At 55.5% G+C, this 17714-nt stretch carries 13 protein-coding genes; 11 read left to right on the forward strand and 2 right to left on the reverse strand.

Annotation, left to right across the window (positions count from 1 at the left end):
- Positions 1–563 precede the first annotated feature (563 nt).
- The 11 genes from KX928_RS18835 to KX928_RS18890 all read left to right on the forward strand — a co-directional run bounded on the left by KX928_RS18835 (position 564) and on the right by KX928_RS18890 (position 10535).
- Positions 564–1760, forward strand: coding sequence for a winged helix-turn-helix domain-containing protein (locus KX928_RS18835; protein WP_219505776.1), 1197 nt, complete (start codon positions 564–566; stop codon positions 1758–1760).
- 113 nt (positions 1761–1873) lie between these two features.
- The gene (locus tag KX928_RS18840; RefSeq protein WP_219505777.1) at positions 1874–2530 is read left to right on the forward strand and encodes a peroxiredoxin; all 657 of its coding nucleotides are present in this window, start codon (positions 1874–1876) and stop codon (positions 2528–2530) included.
- A 17-nt stretch (positions 2531–2547) separates the two neighbouring features.
- Positions 2548–3450 carry a sulfurtransferase gene (locus KX928_RS18845; RefSeq protein WP_219505778.1) on the forward strand — a complete coding sequence of 301 codons (903 nt, stop codon included), beginning with the start codon at positions 2548–2550 and terminating at the stop codon, positions 3448–3450.
- Positions 3451–3646: 196 nt separating this feature from the next.
- The gene (locus KX928_RS18850; protein ID WP_219505780.1) at positions 3647–4471 is read left to right on the forward strand and encodes a class I SAM-dependent methyltransferase; all 825 of its coding nucleotides are present in this window, start codon (positions 3647–3649) and stop codon (positions 4469–4471) included.
- A gap of 239 nt (positions 4472–4710) precedes the next feature.
- On the forward strand, positions 4711–5064 hold the full coding sequence (locus KX928_RS24340; protein ID WP_373274812.1) for an alpha/beta fold hydrolase: 354 nt from the start codon (positions 4711–4713) through the stop codon (positions 5062–5064).
- A 5-nt stretch (positions 5065–5069) separates the two neighbouring features.
- Positions 5070–5393, forward strand: a complete 324-nt coding sequence (locus KX928_RS18860; RefSeq protein ID WP_219505782.1) for an alpha/beta fold hydrolase — start codon at positions 5070–5072, stop codon at positions 5391–5393.
- A gap of 635 nt (positions 5394–6028) precedes the next feature.
- Positions 6029–6661 (forward strand): tyrosine-type recombinase/integrase, encoded by a 633-nt coding sequence (locus tag KX928_RS18870; RefSeq protein ID WP_219505784.1) that lies wholly within the window; start codon positions 6029–6031, stop codon positions 6659–6661.
- 301 nt (positions 6662–6962) lie between these two features.
- A complete protein-coding gene (locus tag KX928_RS18875) occupies positions 6963–7661 on the forward strand; it encodes a phosphatidylserine decarboxylase (RefSeq protein ID WP_219505786.1) in 699 nt (232 codons plus the stop codon).
- Positions 7654–8418 carry a CDP-diacylglycerol--serine O-phosphatidyltransferase gene (pssA, locus tag KX928_RS18880; RefSeq protein WP_219505788.1) on the forward strand — a complete coding sequence of 255 codons (765 nt, stop codon included), beginning with the start codon at positions 7654–7656 and terminating at the stop codon, positions 8416–8418. The genes KX928_RS18875 and pssA overlap by 8 nt, the downstream gene beginning before the upstream one ends.
- A 1-nt stretch (position 8419) precedes the next feature.
- Positions 8420–9043 carry a class I SAM-dependent methyltransferase gene (locus KX928_RS18885; RefSeq protein WP_219505790.1) on the forward strand — a complete coding sequence of 208 codons (624 nt, stop codon included), beginning with the start codon at positions 8420–8422 and terminating at the stop codon, positions 9041–9043.
- 469 nt (positions 9044–9512) lie between these two features.
- The gene (locus KX928_RS18890; protein ID WP_219505792.1) at positions 9513–10535 is read left to right on the forward strand and encodes a hypothetical protein; all 1023 of its coding nucleotides are present in this window, start codon (positions 9513–9515) and stop codon (positions 10533–10535) included.
- A gap of 188 nt (positions 10536–10723) precedes the next feature.
- Here the strand turns inward: KX928_RS18890 and KX928_RS18895 are convergent, their stop codons facing one another.
- Together KX928_RS18895 and KX928_RS18900 are read right to left on the reverse strand one after the other, a co-directional pair.
- Positions 10724–11404 (reverse strand): hypothetical protein, encoded by a 681-nt coding sequence (locus tag KX928_RS18895; RefSeq protein ID WP_219505793.1) that lies wholly within the window; start codon positions 11402–11404, stop codon positions 10724–10726.
- Complete coding sequence (locus tag KX928_RS18900) at positions 11382–17558, reverse strand: P-loop NTPase family protein (protein ID WP_219505796.1); 6177 nt, start codon at positions 17556–17558, stop codon at positions 11382–11384. The genes KX928_RS18895 and KX928_RS18900 overlap by 23 nt, the downstream gene beginning before the upstream one ends.
- Between the last annotated feature and the right edge of the window lie 156 nt (positions 17559–17714).

Below are 17714 nucleotides of genomic sequence, written 5' to 3' on the forward strand. Positions count from 1 at the left end.
AGCTGGACGAGTTCTTACTCGTCACTTGTCGAGGCAGCGCAACCCAAACATCGCTTCCAGCGCCTCCAATCTCTCCCCGGCCCACTGCTGCCATTGGCCAACTATTCAAGATGCTGCGATCGCAGTCCGCATAGCCGCCATTCGCTGCACCTGCGCGATTTTAAACCTGTCTGAGGTCTCAAGAGCGTGACAAAACCGACCTAGGATTCTCGACCTTCGCTGGCGCAGCATCGCTTTGCAAATACGGAGGGCTTCTCGCTGCGTTGCAGCCCATGTCGCGGAAACGGTCATTGCTGGCTGGTTTAGAAAGGCTGGCACAAACCACGCTTTCGTTGATGTCAAAACTGCTGGTTTCGAATTCAATCCTCTGCTCCGACCAGCTTCGATAATGTAAACTTTGAAGCTGTATAGGCAGTACCGAGAGCGTTGGGGTGCCTCGAGCTGCTGCGTCACACCGATATCATGCCCTCACAACTGTGTGTATTTGACCGCAACGGCCTATTCATATGATATTCGATCGGCATAGGACTGTTGCACAAATTCTTGGGCGCAGGTGGTGTGGTATGGTTTTGGTATTGGACGGATGGCGGATTGACGTGCCTTCGCGGCGAGCAGAGCGCGGCACCCGGAGTGTGGTTCTCTCGCCCCGGGCCATCAGGCTGGTGCAGGTTTTCGCCGAAGCGCCGGGCGAGACCTTCAGCCGTGACACACTTCTGGACCGGGTCTGGCTTGACGTCACGGTCAGTGATGAAAGCCTCTCGCAGGTGGTTTCGGAGCTGCGACGCAAGCTGGACAACAGGCAGTTGATCGCAACGATTCCGCGGGGCGGCTACCGGATGGCCGCGCCGCTGCTGCGCGAGGCCGGAGCGTCCGGCACGACGACACGTGCCGAAGGATCAGTTCCATCAATTGAAGCATATGCGCTCTGTCTGGAGGCGCGAAGCTGTCTTGGGCGCGCCTATGAGGGCGCGTTGCGGGATTTCACCGCCCTAGCCTCACAGGCTGTGGCGCTCGCGCCGGACGATGGCGAAACCCGGGCGCTTTACGCCATGGCGCTGCTCAAGCGTCACATCTACTGGTCCGAGGGGGCCGGTCTGATCGACAGTGTCTTGATCGAGGCGGAGGCGGCGATCCGGCGCGCGCCTGACCATGCTGAAGGCTACTTGGCGACCGGTGCGGCACAGATCGCAGTGGGGCGGATAGCCGCCGGACAGCGCGAGATCGCCAAGGCACTATCGCTGGCGCGGGGCGACGCACAGTTGCATTTGGAAGCGGCGATCCACGTCATGGCCGCGGGCAACCATCGCAGTGCCGCAGCTCTGGCGGTGCGGGCCGCCGATCTCGACCCCGCCGGCTCCACCGGCGATCTTCTGGCCGCACGCTATCTGGAGCGTCAGGACACCGCTCGCGCCCGCATCCATGCAGAGCGGGCGCTGCGCAAGATCCGCTCGGAGCTGGAGATCGACCCTACGGCCCTGCGCGCCCTCTACGGTCTCGGCCCGCTGCTGGCCCAGCTTGGCGACGCGCAGGGCGCTGGCGCCGTGCTGGACAGCCTGCCGCATCAAAACAGCCCGCTGGAGTATTACCGCGCCCTCGGCTTTGCGCGGCTCGGCGATGTCTCTTCGGCGCTGGAGCGGATCGACTTTCTGCTGTCGCGCGGCTGGCGCGGCTTTTTCAGCATCGACGCCGACGAAGGCTTCCGCCCGGTCCGGCAGAGCGCGCGCTTCCGGCGCCTGCAGCGCGAACTGATGTCCGCCTGAACGGTTTCAGAACTTTTTCACAAGACATTCAGGATCGCCCGCATGGCGCTGCGTAAATCTTTCCTATGCCGGGGTTCCCGGCACGTACGGAAACTTTAACGATAGGATTTGACATGCCATTGGCGATCAACAGCACCGCGCCCAATTTCACCGCGCACACCACAGAAGGCATGATCTGGTTTCACAATTGGATCGGCGATGCCTGGTGCGTTCTCTTTTCTCATCCAAAGGATTTTACCCCCGTCTGCACGACCGAAGCAGGCGTCATGGCCCGCATGAAGCCCGAGTTCGAACGCCGCGGTGTCAAGATCATCGGGCTGTCGCTCGACAAGGTCGAAGACCACAGCCGCTGGTCCGATGACATCCGAACGGCCACGGGACATGCGCCCAATTACCCACTGATCGGTGATGTCGATCTGAAGGTGGCAAAGCTTTATGACATGCTGCCCGCGGAGGCAGACGAAACGGTGGCGCGCACCGCGATGGACAACGCGACCGCGCGCACGCTTTTTGTGATCGGGCCGGATAAGCAGATCAAGCTGACGCTGTCCTATCCGATGACGACGGGGCGTGATTTCAACGAGATCCTGCGCGCCATTGACAGCCTGCAGCTGACCGCCCGTCAGCAACTGGCGACACCAGCCAACTGGCAGCAGGGCGACAAGGTGGCGATCGCCTCGTCGGTCTCCGACACCGAGGCGCGCGCCCGCTTTCCGGGCGGCTGGGAGGCCCCGGTCCCCTATCTGCGGCTCGTCGAGATGCCAGCGTGAACGAAAGGATTGATCAGATGACCACCACTCTCTCACGCCGTTCCATCCTGATGCTCGCGCTGGGTGTCTCGGCGACCTGCATTCCCAGTGTCAGCCTTGCCCTGGCGGACGGATACCCGAATCCGCGATTCCTGAAAGAACCACAAAGCTTGCTGTCGGACATGACGATGAAGGCTATGGGGGCGGTTGTGTACGGCAGCACCGTGATCGACCTGCGTCCCAAGAAAGATTTCGACGCCGGACATATCCCAGGTGCGCGGCATCTGCCTGCCGACGCTGTCGCCGCCGAATTCGGTGCGGTGGCGGGTGCCTTGCGGCCGGTGCCGAAGATCGAGGCGATGCTAGGCGCGCTCGGCATCGCCCAGGACCAGCGTATCGTTTTCTACGACGACCGGGGCGGGTTCCATGCCGCGCGGATGTTCTGGTTGCTGGAGTATTTCGGCCACCGCGAGGTCTCGGTTCTGAACGGCGGATGGACAGGTTGGCTGAACGCAGGAGGTACTGTCACGCGCGATCAGGGCGGGGGCAAACCGGCTCGCTTCGAGGTCACGCTCACGCCCCGCCGCCACGCCACCGCGCAGGATGTGCTCGCCCACAAGGATCAGCCCGGCGCGGTTCTGATCGACGTGCGTCCGCCCAGGCTCTTCGCCGAAGGACACATTCCCTGGGCGATCAATGTGCCATGGTCGCAGAACCTCGACGAGGATGGCCGCTTTCTAACAGCAGATGCGTTGGCTGCGCATTTCGAAGGGTATGGCATTACCCAGAACAGTGACGTCATCATGCATTGCCAGAACGGGCTTGCCTCGTCGCACAGCTATCTCGCGTTGCGCTTGCTCGATGTACCGCGTCTGCGCGTCTATCACCGCTCCTGGGCGGAATGGGGATCGGCAGGCGATCTACCAGTGACAACGGGCTGAAGCAGAAACACAGCTGCGCGGGCGGGGGATTGCAGCCCTGTGCGCGCGATCGCCGCGCCTCGCATCGGCATCTGCGACCGGTCGTTGGCGGATTGGGCTTCGACGGACGATCACCCTGTGGCGACCGGTTCGGAAGGCTGACACTTAATGCCCCGCCTGATACCGGCGGGGCCTCCATCCCACAAGGATCTTCTTCATGACACTACTCGGCAATCCCAGGCGTTCAAGGGTCGCCGCAACCTACGAGTCCGCCGCCGACCACTTCGACCTGGCCCCGCTCAGTTTCTGGGACCGACACGGGCGCCGGGCCGTTCACCATGCTAGTTTGCGACCGGGCGAGAGCGTTCTAGATGTCGGCTGCGGGACCGGCGCATCGGCTCTGCCCGCTGCCTCGACCGTTGGTCCGACCGGCTCGGTGATCGGGATCGACATTGCGGAGGCAATGCTCACGCGCGCCCGCATGAAAGCTAAAGCTCAAAGGTTGTCGAACATTCGCTTCGAGCGGATGGACATGACTTCGCTGAGATTCCCGTCAGAGACCTTTGACGCTGTCATCTCGGTCTTCTCGGTCTTTTTCGTCGAGGACGTTCAGGCGCAAATCACGGAGCTCTGGCGCGTCCTGCAGCCCGGCGGCCGACTGGTCATGACATTCTGGGGCAAGGACGCTTTCCAGCCTGGCGCCGCGATCTTTACGGAGGAACTCGGCACTCTGCGTCCGGACATCCCCGAGCCACTGCGCGCCTGGGAACGCCTCACGAGCAGGAACGCGATCGAAGATCTGATCGCTTCCGCCACAAATGTCTCGCCGGAAGTTCACCCTGCACCCGACCGACAGCCTCTTGCGACACCTCGGGACTGGTGGACCATCGCGATGGGATCCGGTTATCGCTGGGAGATCGACCAACTGACGTCGGACGAACGCCAGCGCTTGGAACAGCGCTGCTCAGCCAGGATCCGGGCCGAAGTTATCAAGGCGATCTCGGTGCCCGCGTTCCATGCCGTCGCCGGGAAACCGATCTGACGCAGCGCGTTGCGCCTTAGGCGCGAAGACACCAGAACACCCGGCGATCACGGAAAGGCATTTGAGATGAATGAATTGACGCAAACAGCGCGCACATGCGCGCTTCAAACGAGGCCAAGAGGCTCTCGCCGGTCGTGGCGCTGCATTGCTCTGGCGCGGACGGATTGCAATGATCCAGCCTGGGCTCGGTTTTCAAGGGCAAGGTCACCCTAATCGCGCCCGACTTTCTGGGAACGAGAATCCGTGGGCATGTCGACGCATCGAAAGCCTTTCGCCTCAAGCACGAAGCCGCGCATGTCATCGAGCTGATCGAAGAAGTCGCCGAACCGGGTCATGTCGTCGGACATTCCTATGGCGGCGCGGTCGCGCTGCATGTCGCCTGTGCGGTTCCGCAACTCGTGCAGTCGCTTTGCCTATACGAGCCGACACTTTTCAGCCTCCTGTCGGCAGGAACGGCAGCAGACAGGACGCTCCATGCGGAAATTGTCAGGCTGGCTGCTTCCCTCCAAGCCAGTATCGAAGAAGATTTCGCGCGTTCAGCGCCGAAGTCTTCACGGATTTCTGGGGCGGATACGGCGCCTGGCTTGCCCTAAGCCGAATGCGTCAGGATGCCCTGATCGACTGGATTCCAAAGGTCATCAAGGATTTCGAGGCGCTGCTGCACGAAGATAACGTGGGCCGCATCGCGACCATCTATCAGCCGATCACGGTTCTGGTCGGCGCGCAGACCCATCCGCACACGATGGCTATTGCGGACTGCCTTGAAAGGCTCAACCCGCGCGTGGTGCGCCGAGTCGTGGCAGGCGCCGGTCACTTGGGCCCTTTCACGATGCGCGACCGCGTCAATTCCGAAATCCTGGATCATGTGTTTGCTGTCGAAACCGAACACTGGGTAGAGAACGCCCAGGCCGCTCGATGTTAGACAAGCCTGTCTGCTCAGGCGATCATCGGGGCAATCTCGACTTCTAGCAGAGTCGTGCCTCGCCAGGTATCGCATAATGATTTCGCGCAAGCAGGCCTCTTCATGGGCCGACCGCGAAGACTGCCGGCCGCAATGCGGATTTGCGGGGTTGGTGCGCATGGGCACTGCCCCGTAAACCGCCAGGCTGGCGAGAGAGGTCTCAGAACTTGTTGATCGAGTTTCCGCCGTCAGCGATGAGCGCCGCTCTTGTCACGAAGGAAGACGCATCGGACACGAGGAAGAGCGCCGCCATCTGTCATAAAATCCCTGACGACGGACACTGAAGGTCCGAGCGTTTGTTGACTTCCTCACAGAACGGCTGGAAGCTCACTAGAAAGACAGCTCACAAGATGAAGCTCTGCTTTGTCCACGTTGTGTTGATAATGGCTTCAGAATTGCTGCATGCTGCCTAGATGGCCGCGTTCCCCTCTGCGATGCAGCAGGCTGTCGTGCTGCGTGGGCTCGCAGCGGAATTTGGGCACTTCCGCATTCAGGCTTATTCCGGACCTCAGATGCAGCGCGGCATCCTGTGATATGCTTCCCCGTCAACGTCGGGTTGTCGTTGTGGGAGGGCATGGCGGATCGGAGGATCAGTCATGGAAACACCAAACTTGCCTGCTATTCGCGCACTTCGTCCTGCTTGGAACAAGGGCCGCATCGTTGGCCAGAAGCGACCCCTAAAACCGAAGCATGTCTGGGCGATCCGAGTTAGACTTGAATTGGCAGATAACCATCGCGACCTCGCTTTGTTCAACATGGCGATCGACAGCAAACTGCGCGGCTGTGACCTGGTGAAGATGAAAGTCGTCGATGTAATGGCATCGGGTCAGATCAAGGAGCGCGCCTCTGTCCTGCAAAGTAAAACACAGAAACCCGTGCGATTTGAGATATCCGAAGGGACCCGCGCTTCTGTCGAGAAGTGGATGGAAGACGAACTCATGGTCGGCTCCGAATACCTTTGGCCCGGCCGCTTCCATGAGCGCCTACACATCTCGACCCGTCAATATGCGCGGATCGTCCGGGATTGGGTGACTTCGATCGGTCTCGAGGCGAGCGCGTATGGCACTCATTCAATGCGGAGAACAAAGGTTACGCAGATCTACAAGAAGACAGGCAACCTCAGAGCTGTTCAACTCCTCCTCGGCCACACCAAGATGGACAGCACGGTTCGATACCTTGGTGTGGAACTTGAGGATGCCTTGGCCATTGCCGAAGCTATTGAAATCTAGACTGAAGGGCCGTTCGTGAGGACGGCCCTTTGCGGTCACTCAACCATAGGTCCCAATGCTGATGTGCGACCCGTCATACCTGCCGTTCGCTGCGGCCGCAAAATCGGAAGTAGGACGAACTCACAATTCGCGAGACATTGCCGACCTTGCCTGAACTGGTTCCAATGACAACTATCCCACCGATCGTGAGCGTAGAGGAGAACTCGTCCTGCGCTTGTCCGGAACGGCTATTGAAATGCGCTTGCACTCGACCTTGAGCGCCCTATGACAGTTGTTTGAGTGATCGCCGGGGGAAGTTGCTATGAACATGTTTGGAACATTCATCAAACCAATGCACCCCGAAGGCACCAAGTTCGTCGCGATTTTTGCCACTGTCACGCTTGGCCTGTTCCTACTTTCACCCATTTTGGGATGGATGGGTGTGGGCCTGACGATCTGGTGTTACTATTTCTTTCGCGATCCGAAACGTGTGAGTCCAACCAGGCCCGGGCTCATCGTTAGCCCCGCGGATGGTGTCGTATCGTTGATCGAGCCAGCGGTTCCGCCGTCCGAACTGGGTATGGCAGATGCGCCCCTGACTCGTGTCAGCGTGTTCATGAATGTGTTCAATTGCCATGTGAACCGTAGCCCGATCGCAGGTGAGATCACTTCGGTGGCTTATCGTCCGGGCAAGTTCTTTAATGCCTCTCTGGACAAGGCCAGCGCTGACAATGAGCGCAACAGCCTGTGTCTGCGCTTGCCAGACGGGCGGGAGATGGCCGTTGTGCAAATTGCGGGCCTGGTTGCGCGACGGATCGTCTGTTTTGTGAAGGCCGGCGCACAGATGCAAACCGGTGAACGGTTCGGCCTGATCCGGTTCGGCTCACGTCTTGATGTGTATCTGCCCCGCGATGTTGAGCCGCTGGTCAGCATCGGTCAGACGATGGTGGCGGGCGAAACCGTACTTGCCGCTCTGACCGACAATGATCCCGTTTGGGGGCCTGAGACAACGAATGGCTGATAAGTCCGACAAGTCGATTACTGATTTCGCTGTGATCCAGCTGATCCCAAACATGCTGACCATTGCGGCGATCTGCGCGGGGTTGTCCGCAATCCGGTTCGGCGTCCAGGGCAATTATGTATTGGCGGTTCAACTGATAGTGGCCGCATGCGTTCTTGATGGTCTGGACGGGAGGATTGCGCGGTTGCTGAACAGCGACAGCAAAATGGGTGCGGAACTGGATTCATTGGCGGATTTCGTCAATTTCGGCATTGCACCGGCCTTGGTCATCTATTTCTGGGCCTTGCAGGACATGCGCAGTGCTGCATGGATATCAGTCCTGATCTACGCAATTTGCTGCGTACTGCGGTTGGCGCGTTTCAACGTCGGAAGCAAGGCTGAATGCCATGATGAACAAGTCGCATCCGATGAGTGCTTTGTCGGTGTCCCGTCACCTGCGGGAGCATTGCTGGTACTGTTGCCAATGTCCGCATCATTTGCCTTTGCCAAAGCACCGCTCTTACCGGATGTGCTGATCTGCGTTCACATGGTTGCCGTAGGCTTGGCAATGATCAGCCGTATCCCGACATGGTCGTTCAAAAGCGTCAGGATATCGCGTGGGAACGTAAAGTTCTTTTTGCTTGGGTTCGCGTTTGTCGGGGCGGCTATGATGACTTTTGCCTGGGTCACACTTTTGGCAATCTGTTTTGGATACATTGGAATGGTTATCTGGCGTCTCGTCGCGGAGACGCCCGCCATGTTCAAAAAGGAGAAGTAGAATGGAAATCGAAGCCGTTCAGACCTCTTATGCCCGCTGGGCTCCGATTTATGACAAGACCTTTGGGGCAGTGACCAATTTCGGCAGGCGCCGGGCCGTCGAATATATGAATGGTTTGGAAGGCACCGTGCTTGAGGTTGGCGTTGGAACTGGACTTTCTCTGCAACATTACAAATCTGACCTACAGGTCACGGGGATTGATTTCAGCACAGACATGCTGGCAAAGGCGAAACACAAAGTAGAGCACCTGAATCTGAAACAGGTGGTCGCGTTGCGCCAGATGGATGCCCGGACGCTGGGTTTCCCCGACTGCAGCTTTGACACGATCGCCGCGATGCATGTGCTTTCCGTTGTGCCCGAGCCAGAGAAGGTGATGGCAGAGATCGCAAGAGTGTTGAAACCTGGTGGGCGGGTGGTGATCACGAACCACTTTGTACGCAAGAAAGGGTTGTTGGCTTTCCTCGAACGTCTTTCGGCACCCTTCGCGAATATCATCGGCTGGCACTCAGATTTCGAACTGGAGACGGTATTGCAAGAACCGTCCCTAGAGGTCGAAGAGCAAAGGTCTCTCCCACCGCTTGGCATGATGACATTTCTGGTTCTACGAAAAGCGGGAACGCCCTGAATACACCTGAGTAGATCCAGATAAGCTCACAGCGGCTGCCATTACATTCTTAGACCTGCCGTGAGATGCAGCAAAGTCGGCTCCCAACGCTTCACTTAATTTGATGCGCCTCGCAGCATCCGTGCCTCTACGCTCAAATTGCGGACCTCGGATGCTGCGCAGCAACTGGGATCGCGGGCCGAGCAAAACCCGGGTTCCGCGGCCCACAGCTGCCACTCACAGTATGGCCAATGCTGCGATGCAGCTTCCCCAAAGCGGACGTCCTGGAATGCTGACAACGCCAACTTTAGGAAAGCAGGATAAACTGGTCTCTGAGCTTCCCGATTCCCGTTTTCCCGTTGTGCTGGAGGTTAAGTACAGGGAGGCTAGGACAACCAGTGCACCGGCATCTGGCTTCGCACGTCTTGTGTATGACTCTGCCGGTACTCGATCCGTCCGAGATAGGCCCTTTAATTTTTGAGTAAACTCAATGATCCTTTACAAGACGATCGCTCTAAAGTTCGGTCACCATCTCAAAAACGAGAAGCCAGTGGACATGCTTGGTCCTGATGGACAATTGGTCTTGTCCGAGGAAATCTGTCAGTACTGGCAAGGAGTTCTCGGCGACCTCTCCTCGGCAAGGATCTATTTGCTGGACCACAACGCAGCGAATTATCTCGACTCGTTGAGAATGGATGTCCAAGGCATGCCATGGGAGGATCGTCCTGAGTCCGACATTCAAGACTATGTGCGCGATATCGAACTTCCGCGTGACCTCATTTGGATCGAGTACGACGACCGCAAACTCTGGGAAGATCGTTGTGCTCGAAGAATAACGACCCTGGATGAAGAAGAGCTGAGCAACCGGCATCAGCGAGGGTTTCTCTTTGATAATCGTTCTTCCGACAAACTGAGCGTGCGTCTTTTCTCAGCAATGACGGACACCATCTTCTTTGATGCGCCCTTTGTGCTGGAGATATCGAAATCGCAAGATGGTCGACCTGACTTTAATAGCGCCAGCTGGCAACTTCAGCGGACAGTACTTGCGGGGCTTATGAGAGCAGGGCTATTGCCTAGTGAAGCTTCATTGAGAGAACATTTCGAGGAACATAAAGGTCACCTCACATACGAGATGGTAATCGGGTTTATGCTCTTCGCTGCACTTGCTGCGCGTGAGGACGATTTAATGTCGCAAGAGGTTGCAAGCCTCTCGGCATCTCAGGCCAAGACAGCGCGGAAGTTTGGCAAGGCTTGGATGACCGAAGTTCTCAAGTCTCACGTCACCATTCGAATTGGACCGGCAGGTGAGCGACATTTGATTGAACAAAAGGCGAGGCTTCGCTTTGAGCAAGCACAATCAGCAAGCCGAGCTGCGCCAACTGAGCATTGGGTGGCCGAACATGAAAGACGGTATGCCGACGGGAAAGTAGTACGGGTCCGGGCGCACAAGCGAGGACAACCCGCAAGCAGGGATTTGCCGACGCGTGTCGTGGGTCCGAGAATGAAGGGGTGAGATTCTGACAATCGCGCAAAAGGGGCAAGCAAGCTGCGCTGTCCAATTGGGACGGTCCAAACTTGCAGTTCGCTAACTCAAGCAGGCGTTGCGGTGCGGCCCACCAGAACCGAAGTTCGCCGCAAGCGCAAAAGGCCGCTTTAGATGGCGGGGCTGATTGGTTCGGATAGCCTCCAACAGAAAGTGGCTTAACTTCCGTTCAGTTCATCAAGCTGATGCTGAATGTCGCGTGCGAGCAACTCAGACAACCGAACCATGCTGTTTAGGCGCTCGAGGCGCTCTCGAAGCTTTTCTCTTTCCTCCTCGACACTCCGCTCACTGCTGGCGCGCTGATCTTCGAGTTGATGAATCACTCTTACGATTGGTAGGTCGTGTGCCCCAGCATCAGAAGCGAGTTCGATCCACTCTTTTAGTTTTCCAGAAGTCTCATTAGCCACGCGATCGAAGCACATCTGGATTAGAAGCCGGGCACTGTAGTCAATTCCCCTCGATAGCTTCAGCCATTCCTTTGCTGATTGAGGCAAACCCGAACTATCTGCAACTTCCTGAGCTCGCGTCTGATAGAAGTAAACGCGCTCGTCAGGATCCAAGGCTCTAATGGTCTCAACGATAGGCTCCAGGTCGCGAAACGGTCTGGTCGCAGTTGGAGCAGAGAGTATGTGCTCCCATAGCTCAAAGATAGCTGTCCTACATTCCTGTTGTGCCGCGCTCGCGTCGTCCTCAGTTTCTTGCTCAGCTTCGGCAATTAGCTGGGCCAAATGATGGGCCATCCAGCGCCCTAGCGTATCGCAGCTCTGATCGAGCTCCAGTTCTTGGACGATCCTTTTCCCAAGTTCGATTATGTTCTTATTTTGTTCGGAATGTTCCATCGGAGCCCATGGTTAGAATGAGTGTGTATGGTTGCATGTAAGTCCCTATCGATCTTTCGCGGTTTCGATAGGAGTCTCTCCTGAACTCCCGTTCAACCTGAACTTCAAAAACAAGTTCTCGATCTAGCCGCTCTAAACACGTCAAGAGCGCTTCACGTTGTATCTCGAGACGAGAGCCCGTCTCTGCGGTCCGGAATTCCCGTTCTCGTTCCTTTCTACCCCATGTGAGCGATCTGAACTGAACTCCATCTGGATCAGAACGATTGTGCCAGACACGACATTCGCTGTCTGAAGACAGATCGAACTCATCGCAAAGCCAACTCGCCGGACGAATACTTGGAAAATGGACGACCCCAGCCCACGAGTCATACTCGTCAATTCCTTCACTACTTGAATTCGTCGCGACCCAGCCTTGGAGCCGGAACGCCCCCGCATTGATCTCCAGTTCATCGCCCGCTGGCGGAATGCGATAATCCATTGGATTAGTGGCAGTCTGCAACGCTCGAACCAGCGATCCTGACCGCTCTGGTGAGACAAGTGCGGAAGATATACGGACGAACTGCTCTCTGTCTCCGGAGACTTCCCTCCAGCTGCCCCAAATCGGAATGAAGTCTTGATGCTCTATTTGACTTAGCAAAACGTCCTTCGATACCGAAGTTGGCCAATCATCTGTTTCTTCGGTGTCTTTCCAATTAGGCCAAGAGGGAGGCTTTGGATCGCGACGATCAGCCAACCATTTGCCGTCGGAACGGGTGATCCAATGTCGTTGGAGCCAGTCTTCAAGTCGATCATCATAGTCTGGGTTTTCCAGTACTGGAAGTTCATTGATCAGAGCACCAGCGACCTCCATCATCGCGTGATATGCGTGATAGAAGCTTAGGCTCTCAACTCGCGGATAACTTCCGTGGGAGTGATGAGTTTTCATGTCTCGATAATAGCCCCGTTTACCTCGCGGGTCTTCAACCCAAGCCCCGGTCGCTGCTGATTTCCATTTGTTTCGAATAACATTCAGAATGCGACGTTCGATTTCCTTCTGCGAAATTCCAAAAACCCGCCCCAAGGGACTGAACCAATATTGAGGCAAGTCAAGGCCGAAGTAATATCGGTCATCTTCATTTAGTGGCTTGCTTTGGTTCGTTAGTTCAGTACCCGTGTCCTGCTTTGAGACTGGGGCAAAATTGGACGTATTGATTCCCTGCAACCTAGCAACCTCTTTCTCATCAAGCGTCGCAATACCGTTCTTGTTCAACAACAACGCGCATTGAGCGGCGAACCCGCGTATGATTGCATGGGTCACCGCTGGCGAGCAGGAGCCTAGGATGAACTCTACCAATTCTTGGGGGATACTGTGGCCGGCATTGAGCGCTCGCCGAAGTGCGATCAATACCCACTGCTCAGCGGCATGTTGGTAGAACGGCAACGAGAGATCATAGAAAACGTTGGGTTGTTCGGCATTCGCCAGCCTTCCGAGAGCTCCTAAAACCTTGGTTTCACCGAAGCTGGCCAATAGACATACGACGTGCGCCGCTCGCCATCGGGTTGTTGCTTCAGGACTAGCCAAACTGGACCACAAGTAACCAGCCAAACCAGTTTTTGCGTCAGAAGGTGGGAACAGTTCCGGTCTCCATGCCCCATCTCCATCACTTTCATTCATTTCCTTCTCAAAGAGAGTCAAACCGTAGCTCAAGGTATCTTGTGCTTCTTGCGGTGAGATCTGAATTGCTATCAGCCCCACAAGGGTCAACAAGCGCTGCGAACCGAAAAGCTCCGGATGCTTCGCACTTTCGTCCACAACAAAGGCAAAAACCTCTGATGTCGATATTCCCGTCACTTCGGCAATGAATTCAAAGGGCAAAGGTTGGTAATATCTACTCTTTGCTATCTCATAAAAATGGGTGCGGCACACCTCTTCTATGATTTCTCTTAGCGCTCGTCTGGCGCTTTGAAGCTTTTTCCAATCCTCAGGAAGCGCCTCCAATATACCTTTCACGTCATATAGGCTGATGTCTTTCATCAAGAACAGAGATTTCAGTGCGACGGCCTCTTCCCCGATACTGATGCGTTCGAAAAACTGAGCAGAAAATGTCGACAAATAGTATGGGGGTTCGGAATCCCTAAATCGCTGATAACATATTGTGACGGTATCCGGATCATCGAACTGCAATCCGAAGAAGATACGGTTCCAGTCCTTTTCTCCGCTTCTCTCGCCTGCTTCCGCGAAAACACTATTATTGTCGGATTTTGCTTCCCTACGCTTTGTCACGGACAAATGTGCGCACAACTGTTCGACCGGCCAGCCATTTGACTGGCCAATTTTGACAAAGCTGCTGAGATGTGAAGATGAAACGCCCGAGACTAGGGCATACTTGACTGTCTCATCAAAGATTCTTCGTAGGAGATGTTCACCCTCGCAAGATGCTAGCGCCGTCTCAAGCAGCTCGGGTGTTCGAGAGTGAATATCAAATCCGATTGTGGATAGTTGCCCTAGATGGCTGATTTCCCCCATGTCAACCAGCTTCGACAACGCGATCGGTAGAACTCGCTCCTGCCACCCAAAATCTCGATCTCTCCAGCGGCTAAGTATTGCGAGCGACGATGCAGGACAGAGCACAGTGATTGCCTCTACGGTACCTTCCCAGTCAAAGTACTTGTCGCGAGCGACGTACTCATAGGCGACTTCGGCACCGCGAGAGACACGATATGCGAGTTCGGATTGGGGTGAATCTACCGTCGCTGATTGCTCTGACAGCTCTAAGATTGCTTTCCAATAGTCTAGGTGCTCTTGTCCTATCCTACCTGCGACTTCGACTGCTTGGTCAAAATAGCAATTCGCTTCTCTGGGATTTAGATCAAAGACAGAGCGGGCTATTTCGCAGAAGCCCTCAACTTTCTGCTCAGCCTCCATACGCTCGTTCTGGAGGATCTCGGCGGCTTCCACCGCAAAGTCTATCGCATAGCCTTTGAGCGGGTTCGAACTCGAACAGACACGTGCGAGCAGACACAGGTCGGGCGTGAACAACTGACGCTTTAAGCCGTTTTTCCACTCGATGAACCGAGACATGCAGGGAGCTGGGTCATCGATCCGAGAAAGGACCTGCACCCAGAGTCTCGATACTTCACCGGCAATATGGCGTCGATCACGATCTCGGTATTCTAGGTTCTTGTTATAGTCTTCGATACAGAGGCCTATTTGGTCGTCGAGTTGGTGTGTGTTTGCTTCACCAAGCTGGATGCTGGCCCAAAGCATATGCCACCGAAACACTGGTCCAACTTCGTCAAGAAACTCTCGCGCCTCTCTACTATGTACTTGCCGGTCCTTAGCCAGTTCTTCTCGAATTTCTGATTTTGCCAAGTCTTCCAACTTGATGTTGTCGCCAGCTAGTTTGGCTCTGAGGCACTGAGCAGAAATTATGGTCGACTTCGGCTCGGATGAAAAATTGCTGAAGTAAGTTTTGGACGGATCAGGAATGTACTTCGTGAGCATGGTTGCAATAGCTGCACGGGAGGCGACGCCGTGATGGGCAGCAGCAAGTGCTACATCTCGTACGATTGATAGGAGCGGCTGCCTGTAGTCATGCTGATTCTCAAATTTTTTCAAACGTTTCGGCGAAGCAACTACACCGTTGAAGGCCCGCAGAACGGCGTCCTTCGGCGGGAACCGCTGTACCTTCGACTGAGCTCGGGTTATTGCCAGCAGTATACAAAGGTTATCTTTTGCCGCCTTACTAATCTCGTCGAGGAGTTCGTAGCAGCCAAGATCAATTAGCTTCTCGGCAACAATAAGTCCCGCACGATAAGCCACGCTTTTTGGAGTCCAACCCTCAAGCTCCGCAACGAAGGCGGCGGCTCCGGCGACCTTCAATGAAGCGAGTGCTAGTGCGGCAATGTCACCATCCGACATCTCCTCCTTTTCACGTGCCTTTGGGTCGAGACCAGCCCATGCTTTCAGCCATCTCTTCGCAACGCGAAGAGTGTTTCTCGCTTCCGAGATTGTGCCTTCATTGCTTGCAAGTAGGGCTGCCTCGTAGGCGCGCTGGCCTCCATGCCAAGAAGTGGAGAATCCGTTGTTTGCGGCTATTTCGCGTACTTGATCGTCCGACAGAAAATGCGCCACCAGATCAACATTGTCTTGAAACAATTGCTGCTGACGATCGTCCCCTGCCGTCTCAATGCCAGCTTTCAATGACAACTTCGCTGCATCAGCCAAACGCTTGTCTCGGAGCGCCGCCTTGAGAGCAAACTGAAGTCTGCTGAGTGACGCCTGCCGCATTTCTGCTGGGGTGCCTTGAGGAAGCGCGGCCTCTGATAAGACCATGTCCACTAGGTCGTTGTATCGACCGGCTTCAAGCAGGAGTTGCGGTAGGGCTGATGCTACGTAGCTACTGCTCGTCGCAAGTGGCATGACCTTGTCGACAAAATCTGACATTTCCCGGCGGCTCGGTTTGTAGGTCTCCCGAAACCACGTCTCGGAAGGTTCATCTATGAACTGAACAGCATCAGACCGGATCTGTAGAGGGCGACCGATGTCCACGACGAAGCTCTTGATTGCGTCTTCTGGCAGGCCCGAAGCGAGCGATAGAACTTTGATTGGAACAAACGGTCTGAGCGCTGCCAACGCCTCGCAAAACAACTGAATCTGAGCTGACTCTGCGTTGGGCGATTGATCTCTCAGTGTTGCAATCGATCGAGCGAACAACTGGCGGATAGTATCTTCAACCGTAGTTGCTGTGGGACCCAATGCCTCCAGGGCTTCACTCAGAGACGAAGTTGTTTCAAGTGCCGTTGCTTGAACCCTTGGATTTTGGGAAGTCAGCCTGTGAAATTCTAGCAAATCATGCCCGGACGCTTTCGGGTAGGTCTTGTTGAGAAACTGTTTTGTCTCCGCCTGTGAGAACGGCGCTAGTTCCAGCGTTTTGCAGTCTAGAGGCGGGGCGAGATATTCGGCGACACGGTGCGATCGGCTCAAACATACCAAAACAACGCCCTTGGGTAGGCTCTGCCTCAATAGATCACGAGGAAAACTCGTTCGTTCATCACACTCTTGCGCTGCCATCTGAGCATTGTCTGCAGCGTCGATCATTATGACGATTTTGGCGTGTGCGTTATCGACGGCAAGTACATCCATTGCCTGAGTCAGGCGGCGACTGAAAGCCCTCAAGTAATCCGCCGCATTTGCGAGGTTTGATGGGATAAGTGGGTGACACAAACCTCTTGCGGCCAATTCGTTGGCTATCTGACAGCATGCAACTTCGTGCCGATGTCTGGGGCTGATTGTGCTTCGGTATCCGCCGTTTCCGAAGCAATCGTACAGCACGACTTCACATTCGTCTTGCAGCCGGTTCGATACCCTGCGGGCAATCGCAGTTTTTCCGACGCCGCCACCAGCGTGAATTATGATTGGATCATGGGGCTCACTCAGAATAGCATCGACGAACTCATCCTCTTGCTCTCGAGGAAGCAGTTCATCTGCCTCTTCGATAAGACATGGCGCAGGGAAGAGTTGCTCTTCGTCGGTCTTCAGAGCACGAAGGACATCTTCTTTTCTAATGGAGGGATTTCTAGCGCTTTCGGGCAACGCCTTCTTCGTTACCAACAGCAGAAGTTGGTCTGCCGAGTCTTGATCTGGACCAGGAAGATAACCCGTCAATTCTTGGTGCAGAATGCTTCGCTGTTCCCAATACCCATCCGTCGTATCGGCAATACTGAAATGCCCAAGGAAGTCGTATGCCGCTTCATCGTCAGCCGAAAGGTACCGTTTAATCTGCTGCCATTTTTTGGTGTCGCTCGGCAGAAGTTTTCTTGATTTGACCCTCTCCAACAAGGTGTGAACCCATTTAGCAACCGGGCGGTTTGTGAGAAACACAAACTCCACTAGCTGCTTTTCTTGATCCTCGATGCCCGAAAGGAACGCGTGGTATCTTTTGTAAAAGCCCACCAAAGTCTTCTTGAGATCCCCTAGAACCCAAGGCTTTCCTGTATTCAGGGTAGAATGTTTGAGTTGGAGATATGTGACTTTGTTGCATTTGGAGAGCTCTTCGCTTCCAAAGTACTCAGCCACATCGATAACTTCCTCGCCGCTTGCGTCGTTTAGCTCATTGGTTTCAGAGTCTGAAACACCTTCTATCGCGATTGCGACCAAATCCGATGCAGGCATCAGAAGGCGCAGACTACGTCTGGCGGCCCAGAGGTAGTGAAATTGGTCTCCGGCTCTACTGGGACGGACGGGATCAAGTCGCATATTGAATTTTTCTAAATGCTGGAGGTTGCTGTTGCCTCGGCACTATATATTGAGAACGGCATTCAACAACAT

The sequence above is a fragment of the Roseobacter insulae genome (genome assembly GCF_019375555.1).
Classification (GTDB): domain Bacteria; phylum Pseudomonadota; class Alphaproteobacteria; order Rhodobacterales; family Rhodobacteraceae; genus Roseobacter; species Roseobacter insulae.